The sequence below is a fragment of the Chitinophaga hostae genome, assembly GCF_018224885.1.
GTDB lineage: Bacteria > Bacteroidota > Bacteroidia > Chitinophagales > Chitinophagaceae > Chitinophaga > Chitinophaga hostae.
Genome location: NZ_JAGTXB010000029.1, coordinates 1 through 19,173 on the forward strand (window position 1 = coordinate 1; position 19,173 = coordinate 19,173).

Genomic DNA, 19,173 nt, shown 5'->3' on the forward strand with positions numbered 1-19,173 from the left:
TGGATTCTGCGTGAACGCCGGGTTCTGGCTGCTTACCTTATCTATTTCGCTTTGCGGAATCGGGAGCCAGTAATTTTTCTTCGGATCAAACACCCGCTTCTCCACTACCGGGTAGGTGTAGGTAACATTACCGGTACCGGAAACCGTTACGCCATGCACCTCTTTATTATCTACCTGCTCTGCTATTTTCCAGCGGCGTACATCCCAGAAGCGGTGATCTTCCAGGGCCAGCTCTATCCTTCTTTCATGCCGGATTTTTGCGCGCAGGGAGGCTTTGTCACCTCCGCTGATAGCCGGCATACCGGACCTGGCGCGCACAGCATTCAATGCATTATAGATCTCTGCGCCGGGGCCGGTGGCTTCATTCTGCGCCTCTGCATAATTGAGGTACAGTTCTGCAGTTCTGATCAGCACCCATTTACGGTCGCTGGCGCCGGAACCGGAAAACAGATCTACGGATGGCAGCAGGTATTTGCGTGGCCAGTAGTTAGTAACAATTTGCCCGGAGCGGGGAGCATCGGCGCCATTGGGATCCAGTACCTTTCCTTTCCAGGAGGCGCCGGGATACAGGATAGTGGCGTAGAAGCGAGGATCTCTCCCATCATAGGGCCTTTGCGCGCTGTAGCCGGATGCCGGATCTGTGATCGGTAAGCCGGTAGCCTTCATTTCATAATCGTTCACCAGTTCCTGCAAAGGCGTGATGCTGCCATACCCATTGGCACTGCGGGGATTCATTTCCCGGTCTATTCCACCATCGCCAAAAGCGCCGGGAGCAGGCCGGCTCCAGATCACTTCGCGGTTAAAATACTGCGTAAAGATATCACTGTAATTATCGTACAACGTATAGCCGTTTACGATAGCCGTATCCAATGCTGCCTTGCAGGCAACCGCCGCACTTTGCCAACGGCTGTCATCGTTAGCGGGATTATACAAAGGACTGGCGTAAAATAACCGCAACCGGCCTTCGAGGGCCATGGCAATCATTTTAGAGCCGCGCCCCCAGTTGGAAGGACGATCACCATACGTCACAGGTAATAACTCGCCCGCTGCTTTCAGATCCGCGAGGATGCTATTGGTCACTTCATCAATACTATTGCGTTTAAAATAAATCCCTGACGGGTCATCGAACGGATTTTTTTCATCGAGCAGTAACGGCACGCCACCATAGGCACGCAGCAGTTCAAAATAATAATATGCACGCAGCAATAGCACCTCTCCCTTAAGCCGGTTGCGGCGTTGCGGATAGTTAGGATCCTGCGGTACCAGCTCGTACTGCGCAAGGAATTTATTACAGGCACGGATTTTTCCGTAAAAATCTGCCCACCAGCTTTGCATGGGAAAATTAGCAGGACTCATAGATCCTGTGTTAAAGTTACCCGCATCCGGATAGGAAGCAGAGTTATCAATGGACTGGTTGGTTTCATCAGTAGCACTGCTCAAACCCCAGGCAGATCCGGGTTTAAACATACCCGGCAAGCTCTGGTAAATGGTGTTTACAAAACCTTCTGCGTTTTCAATGTTGGAAAACACTTCCTTTTCCGTGATCAGATCGCTGGGCTTTCTGTCGAGATAATTTTTACCACAGGCAGTTGCACACATCACCAGCACCGCCGCAATTCCTGTTTTTATAAAAGAATTTTTCATCATTATAATTTATCACAGATGATTAAAGATTGATGGTTATGCCGGCATTATACACACGCATAATGGGATAAGGTTGCCATCCCCAGCGTCCGCCGGTATTGGATTCCGGATCTATTCCGAGGTCTTTTACATTATCCCGGCTAACCAGGTTCATACCATTCACATATATGCGTGCGCTTTTTATTTTTACGCTCTTCAGTAAATGAGCAGGCAAACGGTAGCCTATTTCCGCATTCTTCAATTTTATATAATCTGTTTTCCTGATCCAGTAAGTAGAGCTGATAAAGTTGTTGGCCATATTGCTCTCCGATAAATGCAGGGCCGGGAAAGTGGCGTTGGCTGCATTCTCCGGCGTCCATCTGCCTTCATGGATAGGGCGATAGCTTTCGCGGTAGTTGGCGGTCAGCTGTGAAGAAAATATCTGGCGGCCGCCGCTTGCACCCTGGAATAATACGCTGATGTCAAGCCCTTTATAGTCTATGCCGAAAGTGGCGCCGAAATAGTTGGTCGGCACGTTCAGCATCGGCAACATCGTTCTGTCTGCCTCATCAATTTTACCATCACTGTTCAGATCCTTGTATTTGATATCACCTAGTATCAGCGGGGAAAAAGTTTGTTTGGGGCTCTTGTTGATTTCGTCCTGGTTCTGGAAAAGGCCTTCTGCAATATATCCCAGGTCGTACCCGATCGGATGCCCTACTGCGCTCTGGTAAGGATAGGCCAGTTTAGGTTCGTCCTGTTCCAGGATTTCATTTTTTACATACTGGTAATTCAGCTTGGAAAAAATGCCTACCGGGCCTGCATTCGTATACAGGTTCAGCTCCCCTTCTATCCCCCTGTTCCTGATGCGGCCCATGTTACGGTTCAGGGATGCGGTGATACCCATGTAACCGGGAATAGTACCCGCATATACGAGAATGTCTTTACGCAGTTCATTAAAAATATCTACGGAAAACTTCAGCTTATCTTTCATAAAACCGCTTTCAATACCCAGGTTGGTTTTAGCCGCTTTTTCCCAGGTAATAGCAGTATTGCCCACCCTGTTTTCATAATAGCCGCCAACGCCGGTAGCAACGCTTCCAAAGGTGAAGCCGCTTCCGCGCGCATAATCCGACAGGTATAACCAACGATCACCTCCTATCTGGTCGTTACCCACATAACCATGCGAGAAGCGCATTTTCAGGAAGCTGAACATGGTTTGATCCTTCATAAAATTTTCATTGCTCAGCACCCAGGCGGCAGACAATGCCGGGAAGAAGCCATAGCGTTTGCCCGGAGGAAAGTTCTCTGAACCATTGTAGCCGGCATTAAACTCCAGGTAATATTTAGTAGCATAGTTATACGCCACGCGGCCTACAAAGCCTTCGTATACCCTTGGCAGGTTACCGGACTGTGAGCGGTAATTGCGGTTAAACAGCGCTAATCCACTGAAGGCATGCTTCCCGAAACTACGGTCATACATCAGTTTCAGGTCGTAATAATAATACCGTTCACCGCTGGAAGCTCCCGAGCGTTGCAGGCTGGTAGCCTTGCGGTGCTGGGTATAGGTACCTTCTCCACCTGGTACTGATTTGTAGCGGTAGGAGTCGAATTCCTGGTCCAGTGCGAAGTTGATATCACCATAGTTTTCAAAGGTGAACAACCCTTTTACTTTCAGTCCCGGCGTAATGAAATCCAGCTTACGGGTAAGCGCCACGCTTCCGTTGGTGCTGTGCCAGTAGGCATCAAGGTAACCGTTGCGGGTGATAACACCATAAGGGTTGTAGAAGTCTTCCCGCAAAGTACCGGAAGCAATGGAGCCATTCGGGTTCAGCCTGGGCGTTAACCGGTTGGTCATCTGCGACAGCAATACCAGGAAAAATTCGTTATTGCCTCTGTCGGCGGAAGGGCTTGTCCTGTTTTCCAGCCGCGAAGCCAGATCTACCTGCAGGTCTGTATTTTTATCGAGGGTAATATCTACGTTAGACCGGAAATTAAAACGGTCGTATTTGTATTTGATGCCATAGATATTTTCGTTGGCGTGATTATAAATGGGTTCCTGCCGCAGGTAAGAGCCGGATACAAAATATTTTACGTAACGGGAACCACCACCGATATTGATGTTCAGGGTTTTCTGCGGTGAGTTTTTCCGGATCATTTCGGTGTACCAGTCTGTGTTGGGATAGTCGTAAGGCTTCAGTCCTGTTTTATAATATTCCAGTTCCTGGTCGGTAAATACAGCGGGCATGCCATCATTTTTGGCAGCTTCATTTTCCAGCAGGCCGGACTCATAAGAGCTGAGGAAGCGTGGAAAATTTGTAGGTTGCTGCAATGCATACTGCATATTTACCTGGATGTTGGGAGGCCCGTCTTTACCGCGTTTGGTGGTTACCAGTACAATACCGTTCGCCCCCTGTATACCATACAATGCAGTGGAAGACGCATCTTTCAGGATAGATACCGATTCTATTTCGTTGGGATCCAGCTGACCGATATTAGCGTCGCCTCTTGGCAAACCATCAATTACCACGAGTGGATTGGTGGCGCCGGTAGTGCTGATACCGCGGATAAACAGTTGTGCATCATCACTGCCGGGACGGCCGGAGTGCTGTGCCGTAATGAGGCCTGGTAAACGACCCGCCAGCGCATTCGACAGGTTGGCCACCGGGCTTTGTTTGAGCTCTTTTGTTTGTATACTGGATACAGCGCCGGTAATACTTTGCCGGGTTTGTTTTTGTCCGTATCCCAGCACCACTACTTCATTCAATCCTGCTTCAGAAGGTTTGAGTTTAATTACCGGCAGCTGGGTATTGCCTTTCACCGGCACTTCCTTTGGCTCATAGCCCAGGAAGGAAATGAGGAGAATACCGTTTTCTGGTACCGTTATTTTAAAGTTGCCTTCTACATCTGTTGCCGTTCCCCTGCCCGTACCTTTCAGCTGAATGCTTACGCCGGGCAGCTCCTGGCCATTTTCTGCCAGCACCTTCCCCGTTACCGTTATATCAGCTGTACTTTCGGAAATAGCCACCAATCCTCCTTCCAGCATTTTATACCGGAAGTTTTTAGCCAGTACCCTGTCGAGGATTTCCGGCAGGGTAGCGTCTTTAAAATTGACGTCTACCTTTTCATCTTTCGGAAAAGTTTTGTAATTGTACAGGAAACGATACTCACTTTTTGTTTCCACCCACTCCAGCAGCTTATGCAGCGCGATCTGGCGGCTGTTAAGCGAAAACCTGCTTTGTGAATGTACATCAGCACGTACCTGTAGCATGAAAACAGTAATCAGGATGAGGCAAAGCTTCATACACAAGAATATTTTTCTCACTAAATAGTTGGAAAGGGCTGTTTTTAAACACAGCGTTTTTTTCATACATTTGATTTGAACGTTAGACATTTGAAACAATGAAAATCCCGCACGGACAACTTGTTTCGTTCCATGTTTAGCTTTTAAGGGGAAGTGTGGCGACACTTCCCTTCTTCTTTGGCGGAAAGAGTGTGGTTATACAGGTGTTTGTGGAACCCGGTAATAATTTTTCATCGTGTTACTGTTTTTATGATCTGGTTGACTAATGGTGTATATAGATAGAATCTCCCTTTATTGTATAATTAAAATCGGCAGTTACCTGCAATGCCTTTAATACTTCTGTTACGGTTTCCTTTTTAAAAGTGCCTTTAAACCGGTAATCAGAAGGGAACGTATCAGTTAAAATGATTTTCCGGTCGTACCAACGGCTCATCAGCTTTACCAGTTCCGGGAACGACTTATCCCTGAATTCCAGGCGGTCGTCCATCCAAACCAATTCGGTCGCTTTTTTATTGGTAACGTCCGTTGCTACTTTTTCTACGATCACCAGCACATCACCCCAGTCTACGATACGGCTCCCTGTTGACAATTCACCCTTAACCCTGTCTTTCTTTTTTAGGATGGCTTTTTCTCCCGGCTCCAGTACCAGGCTGTTGCCATTGCGGTTCACGGCTACGCGACCGTCTACCAGTGTGGTTTCTATGCTACCGTCGCCCTCATAGGCTTTTACATTAAAACGGGTACCCAGTACCTGTATATTCATATCCGTGGTGTGGATCACAAAAGGCCGGGTTTCCTTCTTTGCCACTTCAAAAAATGCTTCCCCATTCAGATACACGTCTCTGCGGCTGCTGCCGATATTGGCGGGATAGGTCAGGTGACTGCCTACATTCAGCCATACCTGGGTGCCATCTTCCAGCATTACTTTTTTCCGGACGCCATCCCTGGTATCCATCGCCAGCTGCCGGTCGGCATGCGGTACCAGCAGCCATATGCCGGCGCCCGCTACCAGCAGCAATACTGCTGCCGCAGCCATACGCCACCAGCGTGGTTTTATTTTATGCACCGGTGCTTCCTGCCACTCTCCATCCCTTTTCAGCTGGTCGGTAATAGTATGGTACATCTGTAACAGATCCGGTTGGGAGAAGCCTGTATCCGGCATTTGGGCCGACCTGTATTCATCATACCAGGATTCCAGCGCCGTCCGCTCTTCTTCCGTAGCATTGCCCTGCAGGTATTTTTCCAGTAGCCCTATCAGTTGTTGGTCACTCATTATTTTGGTTGTCTGTAGGTATAGACACCACACTTTATTACTACCCTACCCCCTTTTCAAAATTTATTTTCTGGCGGATGAACCGGATCCCTCCATTTTTTTATATCTTATGCCCTTTCTGGCAGCCGGATCCCCTGCGATACCGGCATAAGTGGTACGAATGACGGAATATATTGCATTACAGGACGAAGCATTACTGGCACTACTGGCGAACAATGATAACAAGGCATTTGAGACCTTGTATCAGCGCCACGCGGCAGCACTGTATAGCCATGCCTGTAAGAAATTCCCCGTGCCGCACCTGCTGGAAGATATACTGCAGGACATCTTTATTACCCTTTACAAAAAACGCGCTGCCCTGCCGGAGATAAAAAATCTCAGCGCCTATCTTCACAGCGCCCTGCGCAACCGCATACTCAATGAGCTCCGGAACTCCCTGCTCCATCAGCAGCATCATCAACATCTCCCTATAGAAAAAACAGCGGAAACAGATAACACCTACGATTATAAACTGCTGGAAAAAAGATTTGTACTGGCACTCGACAAATTAACGGAACGAAGCCGGGAAGTATTCCTGCTAAGCCGCCGCGATCATCTTTCCAACAAGGAGATTGCACAACGTTTAGGCATTTCCGTTAAGGCGGTGGAAAAGCATATGGGGAAATCATTACAGGTCATGCGGCAGGAATTCAAAGATTACGGACTATTGCTGGCGCTGTCAGTGATCTTTTATCATTAGCAAGGCGGCGCCCGCATCCTCACCACCACTTACTAAAAAAATCGCCACTATTATGATGATTTATGCTAAAAAGCGTAAATTAACGATATAATCCATTTCCCATGTTTACCCTTGGCGACATCGAAACCAGTCAATTATTGAAAATACTGAAGCGCGACCCGGATGCCGGCGATATGACCCTCGCCTTTCAGCATACCCATAGCGAATGGCTGCTTTATGACGGACAACACATTAATCTTTATAGCGGCAGCTACGGCCAGAAAGGCGCCTTGCTGGCCTCTTACAAAGCAACGTCCGGCTTGCCCGGTCACCAGGTTGCCCGTGAATCAACGATGAAAGACCAGGGCCCGCTACCCGAAGGCAAATACTGGATATTGCTGCTTCCCAACCCGAACAGGATTGCGAAGGCAGACCCCAGAACAGGGGAAATTCTTGCAAATCCGAAAGGCGGAATCGAGCGTTTGCCCAAAATGTTTACTACCACCACCGGCCAAACCCTTATTTATCCCGGTTGGGGCAATACCAGGGCCAGGCTCTTCCCAGACAAAAGCACCCGCACACATGGCAGGAATAATTTTTACCTGCACGACTCGCACAAAGGGTACAGTCATGGTTGTATTGAAACTGAGCCCACCTTATTTGATAAATTACTGCAGATAAGAAAAGGTTTTACAAAAATTGCTTTAATGGTGGATTACCCATCAGATAGTACCACTACAAACGGAGGAACACAATGGTAAAATACATTTATATGAAAATAGGCATCCTGCTTTCGGTATGGTGCTGTTTTTTTGCAGGCAGCTGCGCTGCGCAGCCGGCCCCTGTTAAAATACAGGTGCTCAAAACAACAGGCAGCGAAGTAAAATACAGCGTCACCAATAACGGACAACAAACCGTTTATTACTACATAAGCCTTGAACAAAGCAACAACAATAAATGGGAAGAAATTGCCCTGGACATTGATAACAAGGCCCCGGAAAAAGCTGCTGTAGTCAGGAAATTAGCGTCTAAGAAAAATGAAACAGCGACCTATCTCCTGAAAGATATCCCGGTTGATTACCAGAAAAGAGGCGGTGCTTTTCGGTTCAAGGTAACATACGGTCCTGCACCCGATAAGATCACTACGGAAACCTGGTCGGAGAACTTCAGCGAAAAATAAACTGCTCATGCTGATCAGCGATGCTATAAATTATTAAAGAGGCCGTATCAAAAAAAGACACGGCCTCTTCGTTATTACCGCTTAAAATAATGTGCATTCAGCAACAGCATCGACAACAGCATTAGCACCACGCCGACCCATTGCCAGCCATTCACCGGCTCTTTCAGTATAATATGCGAACATATAATGGCAACCGGCAACTCTGCCGTCATCATCACGCCACTCACGCCAGCACCTACTTTAGGGATACCTTTTGCAAACAGCAATGGTGGAATAATTGTCCCGAATAATGCAAGGAACAATGCCCACCTGATTAACCCGGTGTTAAAGTGTGTGCTGACCAGCAATTGCTGCGCGTTTACCAGGAAGATGCCGATAGTAGATCCCATCATGATCACCGCACTTTTTTGCAACGGATGCAATTGTTTACCCACCCGGCTGTTGGCGATTACATAAATAGCATACAGGAAAGCCGAGGCGCCGGCATACAACAATCCCTGCAACGACAGCTGCTGCCCTCCGCCGGTAGCCAATCCGCTGCCCAGCCAGGTACCGGTGAGGATCAGCGCTGTGGTGATGAGCTGTAACAAAGATGGCCTTTTGCGAAAGAAGAACCAGTCCAGTAATAACCCGATCCAGGTAAACTGCATCAGGATCACGATGGCCACTGAAGCCGGAATATAGGCCACCGACACATAATACACAAAGCTGGTTAGCCCGATGCTGGCACCGGTGAGCAGCAGCCAGCCCCATTGCTTACGGGTCATCGACCGTTTGTTTTGCCGATAGATCCATAGCAGTATCCATAACACCAACATCCCTGTGAAGGCTTGTGTAACGGAGATTTCAGCAGCATTATACCCTTCGCGGTACGCTAATTTTACAAAAGTAGAGAGGATACCGAAGCTGCACGCCCCGGCGAAAACCATTAATATATACCTGGTCATTATTTTCGTTTGTATAGAAAAAGAAGAATTTGGGAAAATATGGGTGCACGAAAATAACCAGGTCAAAAAGACTTAGACAGGTACAACAAACCTGCTGACTCCTGCGGGAGGGACAGCGGCTAAGAAGAAGAAACGCTGGTTATTTTGCCTGCAAAACAACAACAGCTGGAGGAGGTGTACTGGAATATACGCGGTGCATATGGTTTCTGTTAAGGTTACAAGATAGAAAATATTTTTTAATTGCGCGGAGCCTCCAATGAAAAACGCCACCGTTCCTTAACGGTGGCGTCATCAAAATATGCTGACTGCTATACCTGTACAATTACTTTCCCTACCGTTCTCCCGGTTTCCACCTGCTCATGCGCCTTTACCATTTCATTAAAGGCAAAAGTTTTTGATACTATAGACCGCAGCTTGCCTTGTTCCAGCAAGTTAGCCAGCTTTTGCATATCGGCCCCGCTGGACGCTACCATCATAGGATGCCCGTTAATACCCTGCGCATGCGCTTTCTCGGCAACCGCTTCTTTCAGGCCGGAGGGGAGACTTACAATCGTTCCATTTTTTTTCATGATGGCGAGGGAGCGATCGATATTATCGCCGCCCAACGTATCGAGTACAAAGTCGATGTCTTTTGCATGATCATCAAGCTGCCGGGTGGTATAGTCGATATGTTCATCTGCTCCCAGGTCCATGACCACTGCTTTATTGGTTGCAGAAGAAGTACCGATCACGTAGGCTCCCCAGTATTTGGCCAGTTGCACCGCGTAATGGCCTACCCCGCCTGCAGCAGCATGTACCAGCACTTTTTGTCCGGGAAGTATCGGCGTAAAACCGGTCATACCCTGCCATGCAGTGAGCGCAGCCAATGTAGCGGCGGCGGCCTCCTCATGAGAAATGTTGGTTGGTTTCAGCGCCAGATGCGCAGCCGGTGCAGCCACATATTCCGCATAGGCCTTACCGTGCCCCGGAAAATTAACCATACCAAATACCTCATCGCCCACTTTGAATAAGGGTGATTCAGTAGCGGTTACCGTACCGGAAATATCCCATCCCAGTATTACCGGGCCTTCTTCCCTTAACTGGTTCCATTTCCCTTTGCCTGCACGGGTCTTTACATCTACCGGGTTAATGCTGATGGCATTTACCTTTACCAGTACTTCTCCCGCTCCAATAGTGGGAACCGCCAGTTCAGTGAATTGCAAATTATCTGCAGGACCCGCTTCTTTCAAAATAATAGCTTTCATGATGTGCTGCTTTTTATTATCCCAAATGTAAGCGCGCGTATCCGCTATTGCCTGTATAATTACCGGATAAATCTGTAAATTTTAAAGGAAGGGACGCGGATCAAAGATAACTTTCAGATTGCTAACCTTCCCGCCGTTAAGATGATACCAGGCGCAGCCAAAAATGGTTTTGCCGCTCATCTCCAGGTTATAAAACAGGCATACGTCTTCCTCGTCTGCAAAAACTTTCTGCACATCATATTTCAGTTTCATTTTCTTCATATCCCCGAAATAAGCGGCTGCACCATTACGCGAACCCATTACGCCTTCAAAGGTCATATCATCATTTGCAAAACGGGCAGCCGTTTCAAAATCTTCCTCATTGATGGCATGTATCAGCGAAAGTACTGTTTTCGCATTGTCCGAAACGTGGTTGATCTTTTCCATAAAACCTTGTTTTTAGTAATTGCTGCGAAAAAATCATACCGTTAATTTTCGGGCTGATTCCACCTTTCAGAGGGTATAAAATTCCGCAATCGGGGCATGCAGCGGTACATCGATCATATGATGGGTGTCAAAAAAGGGGCGCATCAATAAAGATGCAGCCCCCTTTCTTCAAATCTACGACGGATTATTTCTTCAGGCACTGGCTGTTTGCACCGTTCTTTTAGCCGGCGCTGTGGTTTTCTTCTTCCTGCCCTTGCCCCACCAGATAATAAAACCAGTAATGGGTAAGGTAGCCCCGATCAGGCTGGCAAAGAAGGCCATGAACTTACCGGGTAAACCAAGTATACTGCCCACATGGATATCGTAATTCATACGACGCAGTTTACCGGCAAAATCTGCTGCTGCATAACTTTGCTCATACAATTTATTACCCGTGAGCGGCTCCAGTGTATGCTGATCAAAGAGGTAACGCTGATTGTTGTAGTACTGTCCTTTTGAAGGATATACGATCACCGTGATCGCTGCCTGTGCCTTGGTGGTATCGGGGAAGGCCAGGTAAAAACCTGCTGCTTCGGGATGTTTGCCGATAGTAGTTTTCCAGGATATATCCATCTTCTGCCCAAGGTTATCAAAATGCTTTTTTCCCGCCTGCAGAGAGTCCGATTTCAGCTCCACAAATTCCGGCATCGGCCGGCCGCCGGAGGTGGCCCAATACAATCCTTTGCTCCACCATTCCAGTCCATATACCATCCCGGTAACGCCAATGGCGAAAAGAAATAACAGGGCATAAAAACCAAATACATTATGCAGGTCATAGTTTACCCGTTTAAAACTGGCGCCCCATTTCACTTTGAAGCTTTGGTTGCGGGTGCTTTTTGTCCATTTCTTAGGCCACCATAATACCAGTCCGCTGAACAGCGTAATTACACAGATCAGCGTGCTGTAGTTGATAATGGGTCGTCCTATTTTGTAAGGCAGCCAAAGAAAACGATGACCATTTAAAACCCAGCGGAAAAAGCTAAGCTCTCCTTCTTTACGGTCGGTCTTACTGATGACCGCGCCGGTATAGGGATGCAGTTTGAGTGTAGATCCGCCGCGGCGGCCACCAATATTAGCTTCCACTGCCTTCCCCTCTTTATATAATACGTATCCCACCTGTTTGCCCGGATACACTTTACCTGCTACGGCCATGATCTGCGAAGGCATGATCAGCGGCTGTGATTGTACCTGGATATTTGTTTCCGGTTCCATCCAGCCGGTAATTTCCTCATTGAATACGTAGATGCAGCCGGTTACACAGATGATCACTACAATGATTCCCGACACAAACCCCAGCCAGAGATGCAGCCAGGCGGATATACGATAAAACAATGACCGGGAACCAGGTTTCTTCCCGGTGGATTTTTTGGAAGGGACACTCATATTTTCTGCTTAAACGGATAATTAATATTCCACTTTGTAACCGATGTTATCATATTGCTTCCTGCCATTACACCACGTGTATCCATTATCGTTATAATACCGGTTTTATATCCCGCCGGCGTTGGCGGCCTGGCGGTGTGGTGGGCTAAAGCGTATGAAAGCGTGTCCTGTCAGCATGGATTACAGGCGCCGCATACAGTATCAGTATTATAGGTATTAATGTCTGCTGCAAAAGTATCCGAAAATTCAACAAACCATTTTCGATATCGGGAATTTCTGAGCGGCTTAATTTTTCCGGATTGCGAACGGCGCATATTTCGATTATGCGTATACGTTAGACATACCTCTCAGTACAAGACAATTAAACTGCCGGGAACAGAAAAAATCTTTCCTATATATTTTTTTATTTTGATATGAACACCCTGTTTATAACCCGCCAAAAAATGTGCGTTTCTTGTTAAAATCTTCACCCGGTAACTTTAAACTTCTATCAAAACAACGATGTTGTTAACAAAGAATTTACAATTGATAATCTGCATTCCTCTAATTTGAATGCGACACTCAGGAGAACACCTGCAACCCCTTTTTTGAATTGAAAACCTGGATAACTATGAAAATAAATAATATATCGCCCAGGAGCACGGATCTTAGCACTGAAGCAAATGAAACAACCGCACGGATGATAAAGATTGTCAATTCCCTGGCCATAGGCGCGAGTCTGCTTGCCTTTATGTTAGGCTGTGTGCTTTATTACCTGACCGGCGCCAGCCTGATCTTTTACCCTGCCATGGCAGAAAGCGCCCTGTTCCTCTCCATATTACTGATCACCCGGCATGGCCGGCCGGAATATGGCCAACAGTTAATGTTTCTTTTACACAGCATCTCTATATGGTATTTTGGCATATTACTCGGACCTGCCTCACAAATATACCTGTTTGCCCCCTTCCTGGCTTTTTGTGTATTCCTGGTATATCATAAACCGCTGGCACAAGGGCTGGTACTCACCAGCAGCGCCCTGGTAATGCTGCTGATTGAGATGAACTACCGTCACCCGCTGATAAAGGCTATTCCGCTGGAGAAAGATACCGAAGCGATCCTTCACTGGCTTGTTATCCTATCCGCCACTTTCCTGAATGGCACGGTCCTGTACTATTTTACAAAGGAAAGCCGGCATCAGAACAAACAGCTGCAGCTGCTGGTGAACCAGCTGGATAAAACCAACCAGGCCATGCGGATCTATGTACGGGAAACTACCCATGAAATCAGGTCGCCCCTCAACGTGGTAAACAGTATCCTTCAAAACTATATTGAAACCGCCGATCCTGGCAGGCGGTCCGTACAGGTAGGTATTGCGCACCTGGAAGCCATTCACTTTGCCTGCCAGGATATGCAGCTGGTGATGAGTAACGCCCTGGGCTGGTCAAAGATCGAGGAAGGGAAAGATGAAATCAGCAACTCCCCTTTCCTGTTCACCGGCTGGATACGGCAACTTTGCGATACCTATGAATATCTCGCTAAAAGAAGATCCGTACATATCAATATTTCCTTCGGTGGCAACCTGCCTGAGTATATCCTGGCAGATAAATCAAAACTCCGTACCATCATCGTAAATTTACTCAGTAACGCCATCAAGTTCACTACCGTCCACTCCATCATCACTGTAAGAGCAGTTATCAAAAATAACCAGCTGTTTTTTTCCGTCGCCGATCAGGGAAATGGTATCCCCGCGGAGAAAAAAGAACACATCTTTGAACCGTATGTGAGCGAACGTGGGCAACAGGCAGAATCGAGCGGATTGGGATTGCCGATCGCACGCCATATGGCACGCATGATGAACGGCGATCTTACGGTAAATGATAACCCAGATGGCGGCAGCATCTTTACCCTGCGCATGCCGGTAGAAACCACTATCGCACCTGCATTGGAAACTACCGCTATTGATTTTTCCCTGTTACATGGCTTAAAGGTATTGGTGGTAGATGATGATCATCTTAACCACCTCGCATTTTCGCTGGCACTGCAACGTATGGGAATAGAAGTGCTGCTGGCCGACTCCGGGGCGCAGGGTATTGTCAAAGCCCGTATGCATGAACCAGATGCCATACTCATGGATATGATCATGCCGCATGTAAGCGGCACAGAAATGCTGTCACAATTTAAAGCAGATCCGAAATTAAAACAGATCCCCTTCATACTGGTATCAGGTAACTGTTACAGTGAAGTAAGAGAAGAAGTGATCGCTTCCGGCGCCGACGGATTTTTAAGCAAACCGGTAAATATCGAACAACTGTACTGTATCCTGAAAGACCTGGTGGTAATGGCATGATAAGTTATACTGGTACTTTCAACCGCCAGGTAACACGGGTGCGACCAGCCTGCCGCATACGCTTTAACTGCGGCTCAGTAGCGTTTTCCATTAAACGTGGTAACGCGGTTAATTTCTCACGCTCCCGCACCGCCTCCTTATCAATTTGAAAACCCATCTTTGTAAAAAAGGTCTTCGCGGCATCGAAGCTGTCGAATTTATTTTCGTGGATCCTGTGTTGTGCGTAAAACGCTTCCCACTCTGTGCCCCTTTCAAGACCGGCTTTTTCTTCATCCCATTTCACATAGATATCCGCCGTAATCCAATAGCCGCCACGCTGCGTTAATACCCGGTGAATAAGATGACATAGCCGCTCCTTTTCCTGCTCATCGAGGTACATCAGCAACCCTTCGTTGACAATTACTATTTCTCCGGGCGGGAAACGATCTACGGTTTCCTGAAAGGTGGCTTCGTCCAGGGCATTCAGTGGCAACAGCTCCAACACACTGATGATTTGTTTACCGGGAAGCGCCGCTACAAAATCTTTTTTAACAGCCACCACTTCCGGCAGGTCGGTATCTATATAGTGATACCCCGGTTGCGCTACGGTTTTTAATCCGCGGAACGAAAACCCCGACGACAACTCCAGGATATTTTTGATGGGCAGGTCTGCCAGCAGCTGGTCGATACTCCAGTAGCGGTCTTCAAAATGCAGTAACCTTCCCCAAAAGGATAAGTCTTTCGTAGAAAGATCCGGCTCATAGGGTTGCGGCGCCAGCATCAGCTGCGCGGCTTCCTTCACGAATGGTATATTGGTGCTGCCTTTCAGCAGCAAAAGTGATTTTGCGGTAGGACTGATAGTACTGTAATCGCGGGTGGTTTCCATACACATTAATTGAGTATGTAAATATAATCATATCCCTACGCTTCACCGGCAAAAAAATCAGCATAAAAATCGGGGATAGGACTGTTGCGGATAGCGGCTATGGTTTCTGCTATCGGATAATCTACCTTACGGATCACCGGCGTTATTTCGTTTCCCGCAATGGTGAGTTGCAGGTAGGACGCCTGCCGGTCTTTTTCCTTCGAACGACCTACAGCACCGGTGTTCATCACCATTTTACTGCCACCGGCCAGGGGACGGATATAGGAGATATGCGTATGCCCGGTGATCAGGATGTCCGCCTGATGATCTTCCAACATGGTTAACAGGTCGTTTTCCGGATGTTGTTCATATACATATTCATCGTTGCTGCGCGTGCTCCCATGCACCAGCAATAACCTGAATCCGGGAAATTCCAGCCGGATGAACTTTGGCAAATTGGCGAGGAACACTTTATGCGCTGGCGTAATGGTATCCTTTGTATGGTGGATAGCGATATACCGGGCCTCCTGCTCTGTTTTGCTATGCTTGCTCAGCGGCAGCACCGGGTGGTTAAACGCAATTCGTTCATCATGGTTGCCCATAATCACCGGTATTTGCCGGCTGCGGATCAGGTCAATTACCTCATTGTGCCAGGGTCCTGCATCTGTCAAGTCTCCCAGGCAATATACCTGGTCTGCCCCAAACTGGTGGATATCTGTTAACACGGATTGCAGCGCCGGCAGGTTTCCGTGAATATCGCTGATAACGGCTATTTTCAACATACTATTGATTCATTGATCTACTGCAAGATTACGCATTAATTCAGGTGCGGCATATTTACCCGGGAAATAAAGTAAAAAACGCAACGATTGCATTAAATAACACCATATTCCAACACCGCAAGATCCGGGTTTTCTGCAGTAGCCCGGCGGACTAATTTTACATCTCCATATAAACGGCAACAGATGAAAAATATTACCACCCGCCTGATGGCGCACAACTGGCAACATACAACGGAACAATTGCTGGAACAGGGCTTTGCCATTGTTGAAAATGTACTGAGTAAAGCGGAATGCGACACACTCATTACTGATTATAATGCAGATAATACCTATCGAAAAACCATTGTAATGGAGCGTTACCGTTTCGGGAAGGGCGAATACAAATACTTTCAATACCCGCTGCCGGAATTGATTACCGGCATCCGCGAAACAGTATATCCGTTTATTGCACCCGTTGCTAATAAATGGATGGAAGTGTTGAACATCGATAAAAAATTTCCCGATACACATGCGGCTTTAAAAAAGTTTTGTCATGATAACGGGCAAACCAAACCTACGATCCTGATCCTGAAATACGGAAAGGACGGGTTTAACACGCTGCACCAGGATCTGTATGGCGATATTTATTTCCCGATGCAGGTAGTATTATTTTTAAATGAGCCGGGAGAAGATTATACGGGAGGAGAATTCGTACTCACCGAACAGATTCCGAGGGCGCAGTCCAAAGCGAATGTGCTGCAGCCCAAGCGGGGCGATATGCTGATCTTCACCACTAACTTCCGGCCGGTGAAAGGCAGCAAAGGGTATTACCGGGTTAATATGAAGCATGGCGTAAGCCCGGTACACAGCGGCAACCGGCATACATTGGGCATTATATTTCATGATGCATTAAGCTGATGACTAACCAACGGGAAATGTTCTATCATCAAACTTTACAGGGTCTGTCTTTAGGCAGACTTATACATACCGGTAAAATACAACTGGGCGGTAACCGGTCGCTCAAAATATATGGTACCCTTTCCTGCGCTTCCGGCAAACGGATGAAAACAGCCAATCGTGTTTTCTTTGCGGACGAGGCCGAAGCAAGGGCAAACGGGTACCGCCCCCTGCGGGCACTGCATGCGTATGCAATATATGGCGTGGAAAGCAACACAGGCGGCTATTTAAAGGACATTACTCTCCCCAGGCGGTGAGCAGCAGGTTACGCGGCCCGCCATCATTACGATGCTCGCATAAGTAAACGCCCTGCCAGGTACCCAGTGCCAACCGGCCATTGCGGATAGGGATCATCACCGAATTCCCCAGCATGGCTGCCTTCAGGTGTGCCGGCATATCATCCGATCCTTCATCGTCATGCAGGTATTCCGGATCATTTTCAGGTACTGCTTTATTAAAATACATTTCAAAATCCATCCGGACAGTTGGATCTGCATTTTCATTGATCGTAAGTGAAGCGGAAGTATGTTGTATAAATACCTGCAACATGCCGGTTTTAATAGCTGCCAGCTGCGGAAATGCCTGCACGAGTTCCGAAGTGATGATGTGAAATCCTCTTTTTCGCTGCTGCAGTTGTAATGGCTGTTGATATATTTTCATACTGATCGTTTAAGCGTGTGCAAGTTAGTGATTTCACAGCTGTCTGTACCGTCACTTCCCTTGCCAGGTAACTTTCCACACACGATTAGTTTTGTCGTCCGTCACCAGCAGGGCGCCCTCTTTCATTACCAGCAGCCCAACCGGGCGGCCTCTCACCCGTCCTTTGCCGGCGTCTATCACAAACCCTGTTAAGAAATCTTCCGGCTTACCTGAAGGACGACCATTGGCAAAAGGGACAAACAGTACCTTATAACCAGCTATCGGCTTCCTGTTCCAGGAGCCATGCTGGGCAATGAACGCTCCATCATGGTATCTTTCCGGAAATTCATTGTTCGTATAAAATGCCAGTCCTAAAGAAGCGGTATGCGCGCCCAGTGGCACATCCGGCAAAAGAATATCGCTAACGCCTTCCGGTGCAGGATCTTTTACACGCGCATCGCGGTGTTGCCCGTAGTAGAACCACGGCCAGCCATAAAATCCGCCTTCCTTCACGCTGGTCAGGTAATCGGGTACCAGGTCATCGCCCAGGTTATCACGTTCATTTACCGCTGTCCATAAGGTATTGGTACCCGGGGCCCAGCCCATACCCACCGGGTTTCTCAATCCGGATGCGTATACCCGGAAGCCTGTTCCATCCGGGTTGATCTCGAGGATATCCGCCCTTAATTTTTCGTTTTCTATCCCCTTCTCAGCATGGTCTGTTCCTGAGCCCACAGCGATATATATTTTTGTTTGTTCCTTATTGGCGATAATATTACGGGTCCAGTGCCTGTTTATTTTACCCGCAGGCAGTTCCAGTATTTTTTCCGGCGTACCGCTGAGTTGTGTGGCGCCGGTTTCGTAAGTATAACGCAGTATGGCGTTGGTGTTGGCCACATAAAAATATTTACCGATCAACAGCATCCCCAATGGCTGTTGCAACGCTTGTAAAAAAGTGCTGCGAAATTCCGGTATCCCGTCATGGTTGGCATCTCTTAACAAGGTAATACGATCCACACTATGTTTCATGCTATTCGACTTATTGGCTCCCACAAACAACGCCCCGATCCTTGTAAAAAAAGAATGGTTGCTGTTGGATTCTGCTACCAGTATATCTCCATTGGGCAGTTCATACAACCAACGCGGATTTTCAAAACCATCCGCATATAAGGTAACCCGGAAACCGGCTGGTGAAGCGGGTGTTTCGCCCTGGCCCCATCCCTTTACATTGCTGTAGTTCCTGTGTGACTTCGTGGCATTCGGGGCTGGCAGTTGTGCAGTGTCCTGTGCAGATAATTCCTGCAACGCGCCTAACAAAAGCAGTGTTAACAGTTGTTTTTTCATGAGATGATATTCATGGTGATAACCTTGCTAACACAATATCTGCGCCATGGCCGCAGTAAAAAACGGGGTCTGCAATACGCATTACGAAATCTTTAATTCGACTCATCTCACATTTTTGTTTATCTTCATATCTCCCCGCCACAATAGTAGATTGGAAATCCTTAA

General features: G+C 47.6%; 17 protein-coding genes. 6 read left to right on the forward strand and 11 right to left on the reverse strand.

All coding sequences use genetic code 11. The features are described 5' to 3' along the window. From KE626_RS32695 to KE626_RS32705, 3 genes are all read right to left on the reverse strand, one after another. Positions 1 to 1,644 (reverse strand): RagB/SusD family nutrient uptake outer membrane protein (locus KE626_RS32695; RefSeq protein WP_211977297.1); only part of this gene is annotated, 1,644 nt, incomplete at its 3' end. 22 nt (positions 1,645 to 1,666) lie between these two features. After that, on the reverse strand, positions 1,667 to 4,927 hold the full coding sequence (locus KE626_RS32700; protein ID WP_211977298.1) for a SusC/RagA family TonB-linked outer membrane protein: 3,261 nt from the start codon (positions 4,925 to 4,927) through the stop codon (positions 1,667 to 1,669). Between the two features lie 262 nt (positions 4,928 to 5,189). After that, the gene (locus KE626_RS32705) at positions 5,190 to 6,200 is read right to left on the reverse strand and encodes a FecR family protein (protein WP_211977299.1); all 1,011 of its coding nucleotides are present in this window, start codon (positions 6,198 to 6,200) and stop codon (positions 5,190 to 5,192) included. Positions 6,201 to 6,360: 160 nt separating this feature from the next. Here KE626_RS32705 and KE626_RS32710 point away from each other — a divergent pair, with 160 nt between their 5' ends. The 3 genes from KE626_RS32710 (at position 6,361) to KE626_RS32720 (ending at position 8,098) form a co-directional block, all read left to right on the forward strand. After that, positions 6,361 to 6,939, forward strand: a complete 579-nt coding sequence (locus tag KE626_RS32710) for an RNA polymerase sigma factor (RefSeq protein ID WP_211977300.1) — start codon at positions 6,361 to 6,363, stop codon at positions 6,937 to 6,939. A 101-nt stretch (positions 6,940 to 7,040) separates the two neighbouring features. Beyond that, the gene (locus KE626_RS32715; RefSeq protein ID WP_211977301.1) at positions 7,041 to 7,679 is read left to right on the forward strand and encodes a tlde1 domain-containing protein; all 639 of its coding nucleotides are present in this window, start codon (positions 7,041 to 7,043) and stop codon (positions 7,677 to 7,679) included. An 11-nt stretch (positions 7,680 to 7,690) separates the two neighbouring features. Next, positions 7,691 to 8,098 carry a hypothetical protein gene (locus KE626_RS32720; protein WP_211977302.1) on the forward strand — a complete coding sequence of 136 codons (408 nt, stop codon included), beginning with the start codon at positions 7,691 to 7,693 and terminating at the stop codon, positions 8,096 to 8,098. A 74-nt stretch (positions 8,099 to 8,172) separates the two neighbouring features. On the opposite strand, the gene KE626_RS32725 is transcribed toward KE626_RS32720, so the two are convergent. From KE626_RS32725 to KE626_RS32740, 4 genes are all read right to left on the reverse strand, one after another. Beyond that, the gene (locus KE626_RS32725) at positions 8,173 to 9,045 is read right to left on the reverse strand and encodes an EamA family transporter (protein WP_211977303.1); all 873 of its coding nucleotides are present in this window, start codon (positions 9,043 to 9,045) and stop codon (positions 8,173 to 8,175) included. A 308-nt stretch (positions 9,046 to 9,353) separates the two neighbouring features. Then, positions 9,354 to 10,289: an NADP-dependent oxidoreductase gene (locus KE626_RS32730; protein ID WP_211977304.1), complete on the reverse strand. Its 936-nt coding sequence runs from the start codon at positions 10,287 to 10,289 to the stop codon at positions 9,354 to 9,356. Between the two features lie 81 nt (positions 10,290 to 10,370). Further along, complete coding sequence (locus KE626_RS32735) at positions 10,371 to 10,715, reverse strand: nuclear transport factor 2 family protein (RefSeq protein ID WP_211977305.1); 345 nt, start codon at positions 10,713 to 10,715, stop codon at positions 10,371 to 10,373. A gap of 192 nt (positions 10,716 to 10,907) precedes the next feature. Next, entirely contained in the window at positions 10,908 to 12,137 is a 1,230-nt protein-coding gene (locus KE626_RS32740) for a PepSY-associated TM helix domain-containing protein (protein WP_211977306.1), read from the reverse strand. Between the two features lie 610 nt (positions 12,138 to 12,747). On the opposite strand from KE626_RS32740, the gene KE626_RS32745 reads away from it, so the two are divergent. Further along, positions 12,748 to 14,463, forward strand: coding sequence for an ATP-binding response regulator (locus tag KE626_RS32745; protein ID WP_211977307.1), 1,716 nt, complete (start codon positions 12,748 to 12,750; stop codon positions 14,461 to 14,463). 4 nt (positions 14,464 to 14,467) lie between these two features. Here the strand turns inward: KE626_RS32745 and KE626_RS32750 are convergent, their stop codons facing one another. Both KE626_RS32750 and KE626_RS32755 read right to left on the reverse strand, forming a co-directional pair. After that, entirely contained in the window at positions 14,468 to 15,328 is an 861-nt protein-coding gene (locus KE626_RS32750; RefSeq protein ID WP_211977308.1) for a hypothetical protein, read from the reverse strand. 35 nt (positions 15,329 to 15,363) lie between these two features. Further along, the gene (locus tag KE626_RS32755) at positions 15,364 to 16,089 is read right to left on the reverse strand and encodes a metallophosphoesterase family protein (protein WP_211977309.1); all 726 of its coding nucleotides are present in this window, start codon (positions 16,087 to 16,089) and stop codon (positions 15,364 to 15,366) included. A 183-nt stretch (positions 16,090 to 16,272) separates the two neighbouring features. Between KE626_RS32755 and KE626_RS32760 the strand changes: the two genes are divergently transcribed. After that, on the forward strand, positions 16,273 to 16,986 hold the full coding sequence (locus KE626_RS32760) for a 2OG-Fe(II) oxygenase (RefSeq protein WP_211977310.1): 714 nt from the start codon (positions 16,273 to 16,275) through the stop codon (positions 16,984 to 16,986). 17 nt (positions 16,987 to 17,003) lie between these two features. Then, on the forward strand, positions 17,004 to 17,282 hold the full coding sequence (locus tag KE626_RS32765; protein WP_249207871.1) for an Ada metal-binding domain-containing protein: 279 nt from the start codon (positions 17,004 to 17,006) through the stop codon (positions 17,280 to 17,282). Here the strand turns inward: KE626_RS32765 and KE626_RS32770 are convergent. Together KE626_RS32770 and KE626_RS32775 are read right to left on the reverse strand one after the other, a co-directional pair. Next, a complete protein-coding gene (locus tag KE626_RS32770) occupies positions 17,263 to 17,685 on the reverse strand; it encodes a secondary thiamine-phosphate synthase enzyme YjbQ (protein WP_211977311.1) in 423 nt (140 codons plus the stop codon). The two genes, KE626_RS32765 and KE626_RS32770, sit on opposite strands and share 20 nt — an antisense overlap. A gap of 51 nt (positions 17,686 to 17,736) precedes the next feature. After that, positions 17,737 to 19,008 carry a PQQ-dependent sugar dehydrogenase gene (locus KE626_RS32775; RefSeq protein ID WP_211977312.1) on the reverse strand — a complete coding sequence of 424 codons (1,272 nt, stop codon included), beginning with the start codon at positions 19,006 to 19,008 and terminating at the stop codon, positions 17,737 to 17,739. Positions 19,009 to 19,173: the final 165 nt, after the last annotated feature.

Excerpts from the sequence above, each read along its gene's own strand:
- KE626_RS32725 (WP_211977303.1), bottom strand. The coding sequence starts at position 9,045 with ATGACCAGGTATATATTAATGGTTTTCGCCGGGGCGTGCAGCTTCGGT.
- KE626_RS32700 (WP_211977298.1), bottom strand. The coding sequence starts at position 4,927 with ATGAAGCTTTGCCTCATCCTGATTACTGTTTTCATGCTACAGGTACGT.
- KE626_RS32755 (WP_211977309.1), bottom strand. The coding sequence starts at position 16,089 with ATGTTGAAAATAGCCGTTATCAGCGATATTCACGGAAACCTGCCGGCG.
- KE626_RS32705 (WP_211977299.1), bottom strand. The coding sequence starts at position 6,200 with ATGAGTGACCAACAACTGATAGGGCTACTGGAAAAATACCTGCAGGGC.
- KE626_RS32715 (WP_211977301.1), top strand. The coding sequence starts at position 7,041 with ATGTTTACCCTTGGCGACATCGAAACCAGTCAATTATTGAAAATACTG.
- KE626_RS32775 (WP_211977312.1), bottom strand. The coding sequence starts at position 19,008 with ATGAAAAAACAACTGTTAACACTGCTTTTGTTAGGCGCGTTGCAGGAA.
- KE626_RS32735 (WP_211977305.1), bottom strand. The coding sequence starts at position 10,715 with ATGGAAAAGATCAACCACGTTTCGGACAATGCGAAAACAGTACTTTCG.
- KE626_RS32740 (WP_211977306.1), bottom strand. The coding sequence starts at position 12,137 with ATGAGTGTCCCTTCCAAAAAATCCACCGGGAAGAAACCTGGTTCCCGG.
- KE626_RS32745 (WP_211977307.1), top strand. The coding sequence starts at position 12,748 with ATGAAAATAAATAATATATCGCCCAGGAGCACGGATCTTAGCACTGAA.
- KE626_RS32770 (WP_211977311.1), bottom strand. The coding sequence starts at position 17,685 with ATGAAAATATATCAACAGCCATTACAACTGCAGCAGCGAAAAAGAGGA.
- KE626_RS32750 (WP_211977308.1), bottom strand. The coding sequence starts at position 15,328 with ATGGAAACCACCCGCGATTACAGTACTATCAGTCCTACCGCAAAATCA.
- KE626_RS32765 (WP_249207871.1), top strand. The coding sequence starts at position 17,004 with ATGTTCTATCATCAAACTTTACAGGGTCTGTCTTTAGGCAGACTTATA.
- KE626_RS32720 (WP_211977302.1), top strand. The coding sequence starts at position 7,691 with ATGAAAATAGGCATCCTGCTTTCGGTATGGTGCTGTTTTTTTGCAGGC.
- KE626_RS32730 (WP_211977304.1), bottom strand. The coding sequence starts at position 10,289 with ATGAAAGCTATTATTTTGAAAGAAGCGGGTCCTGCAGATAATTTGCAA.
- KE626_RS32710 (WP_211977300.1), top strand. The coding sequence starts at position 6,361 with ATGACGGAATATATTGCATTACAGGACGAAGCATTACTGGCACTACTG.
- KE626_RS32760 (WP_211977310.1), top strand. The coding sequence starts at position 16,273 with ATGAAAAATATTACCACCCGCCTGATGGCGCACAACTGGCAACATACA.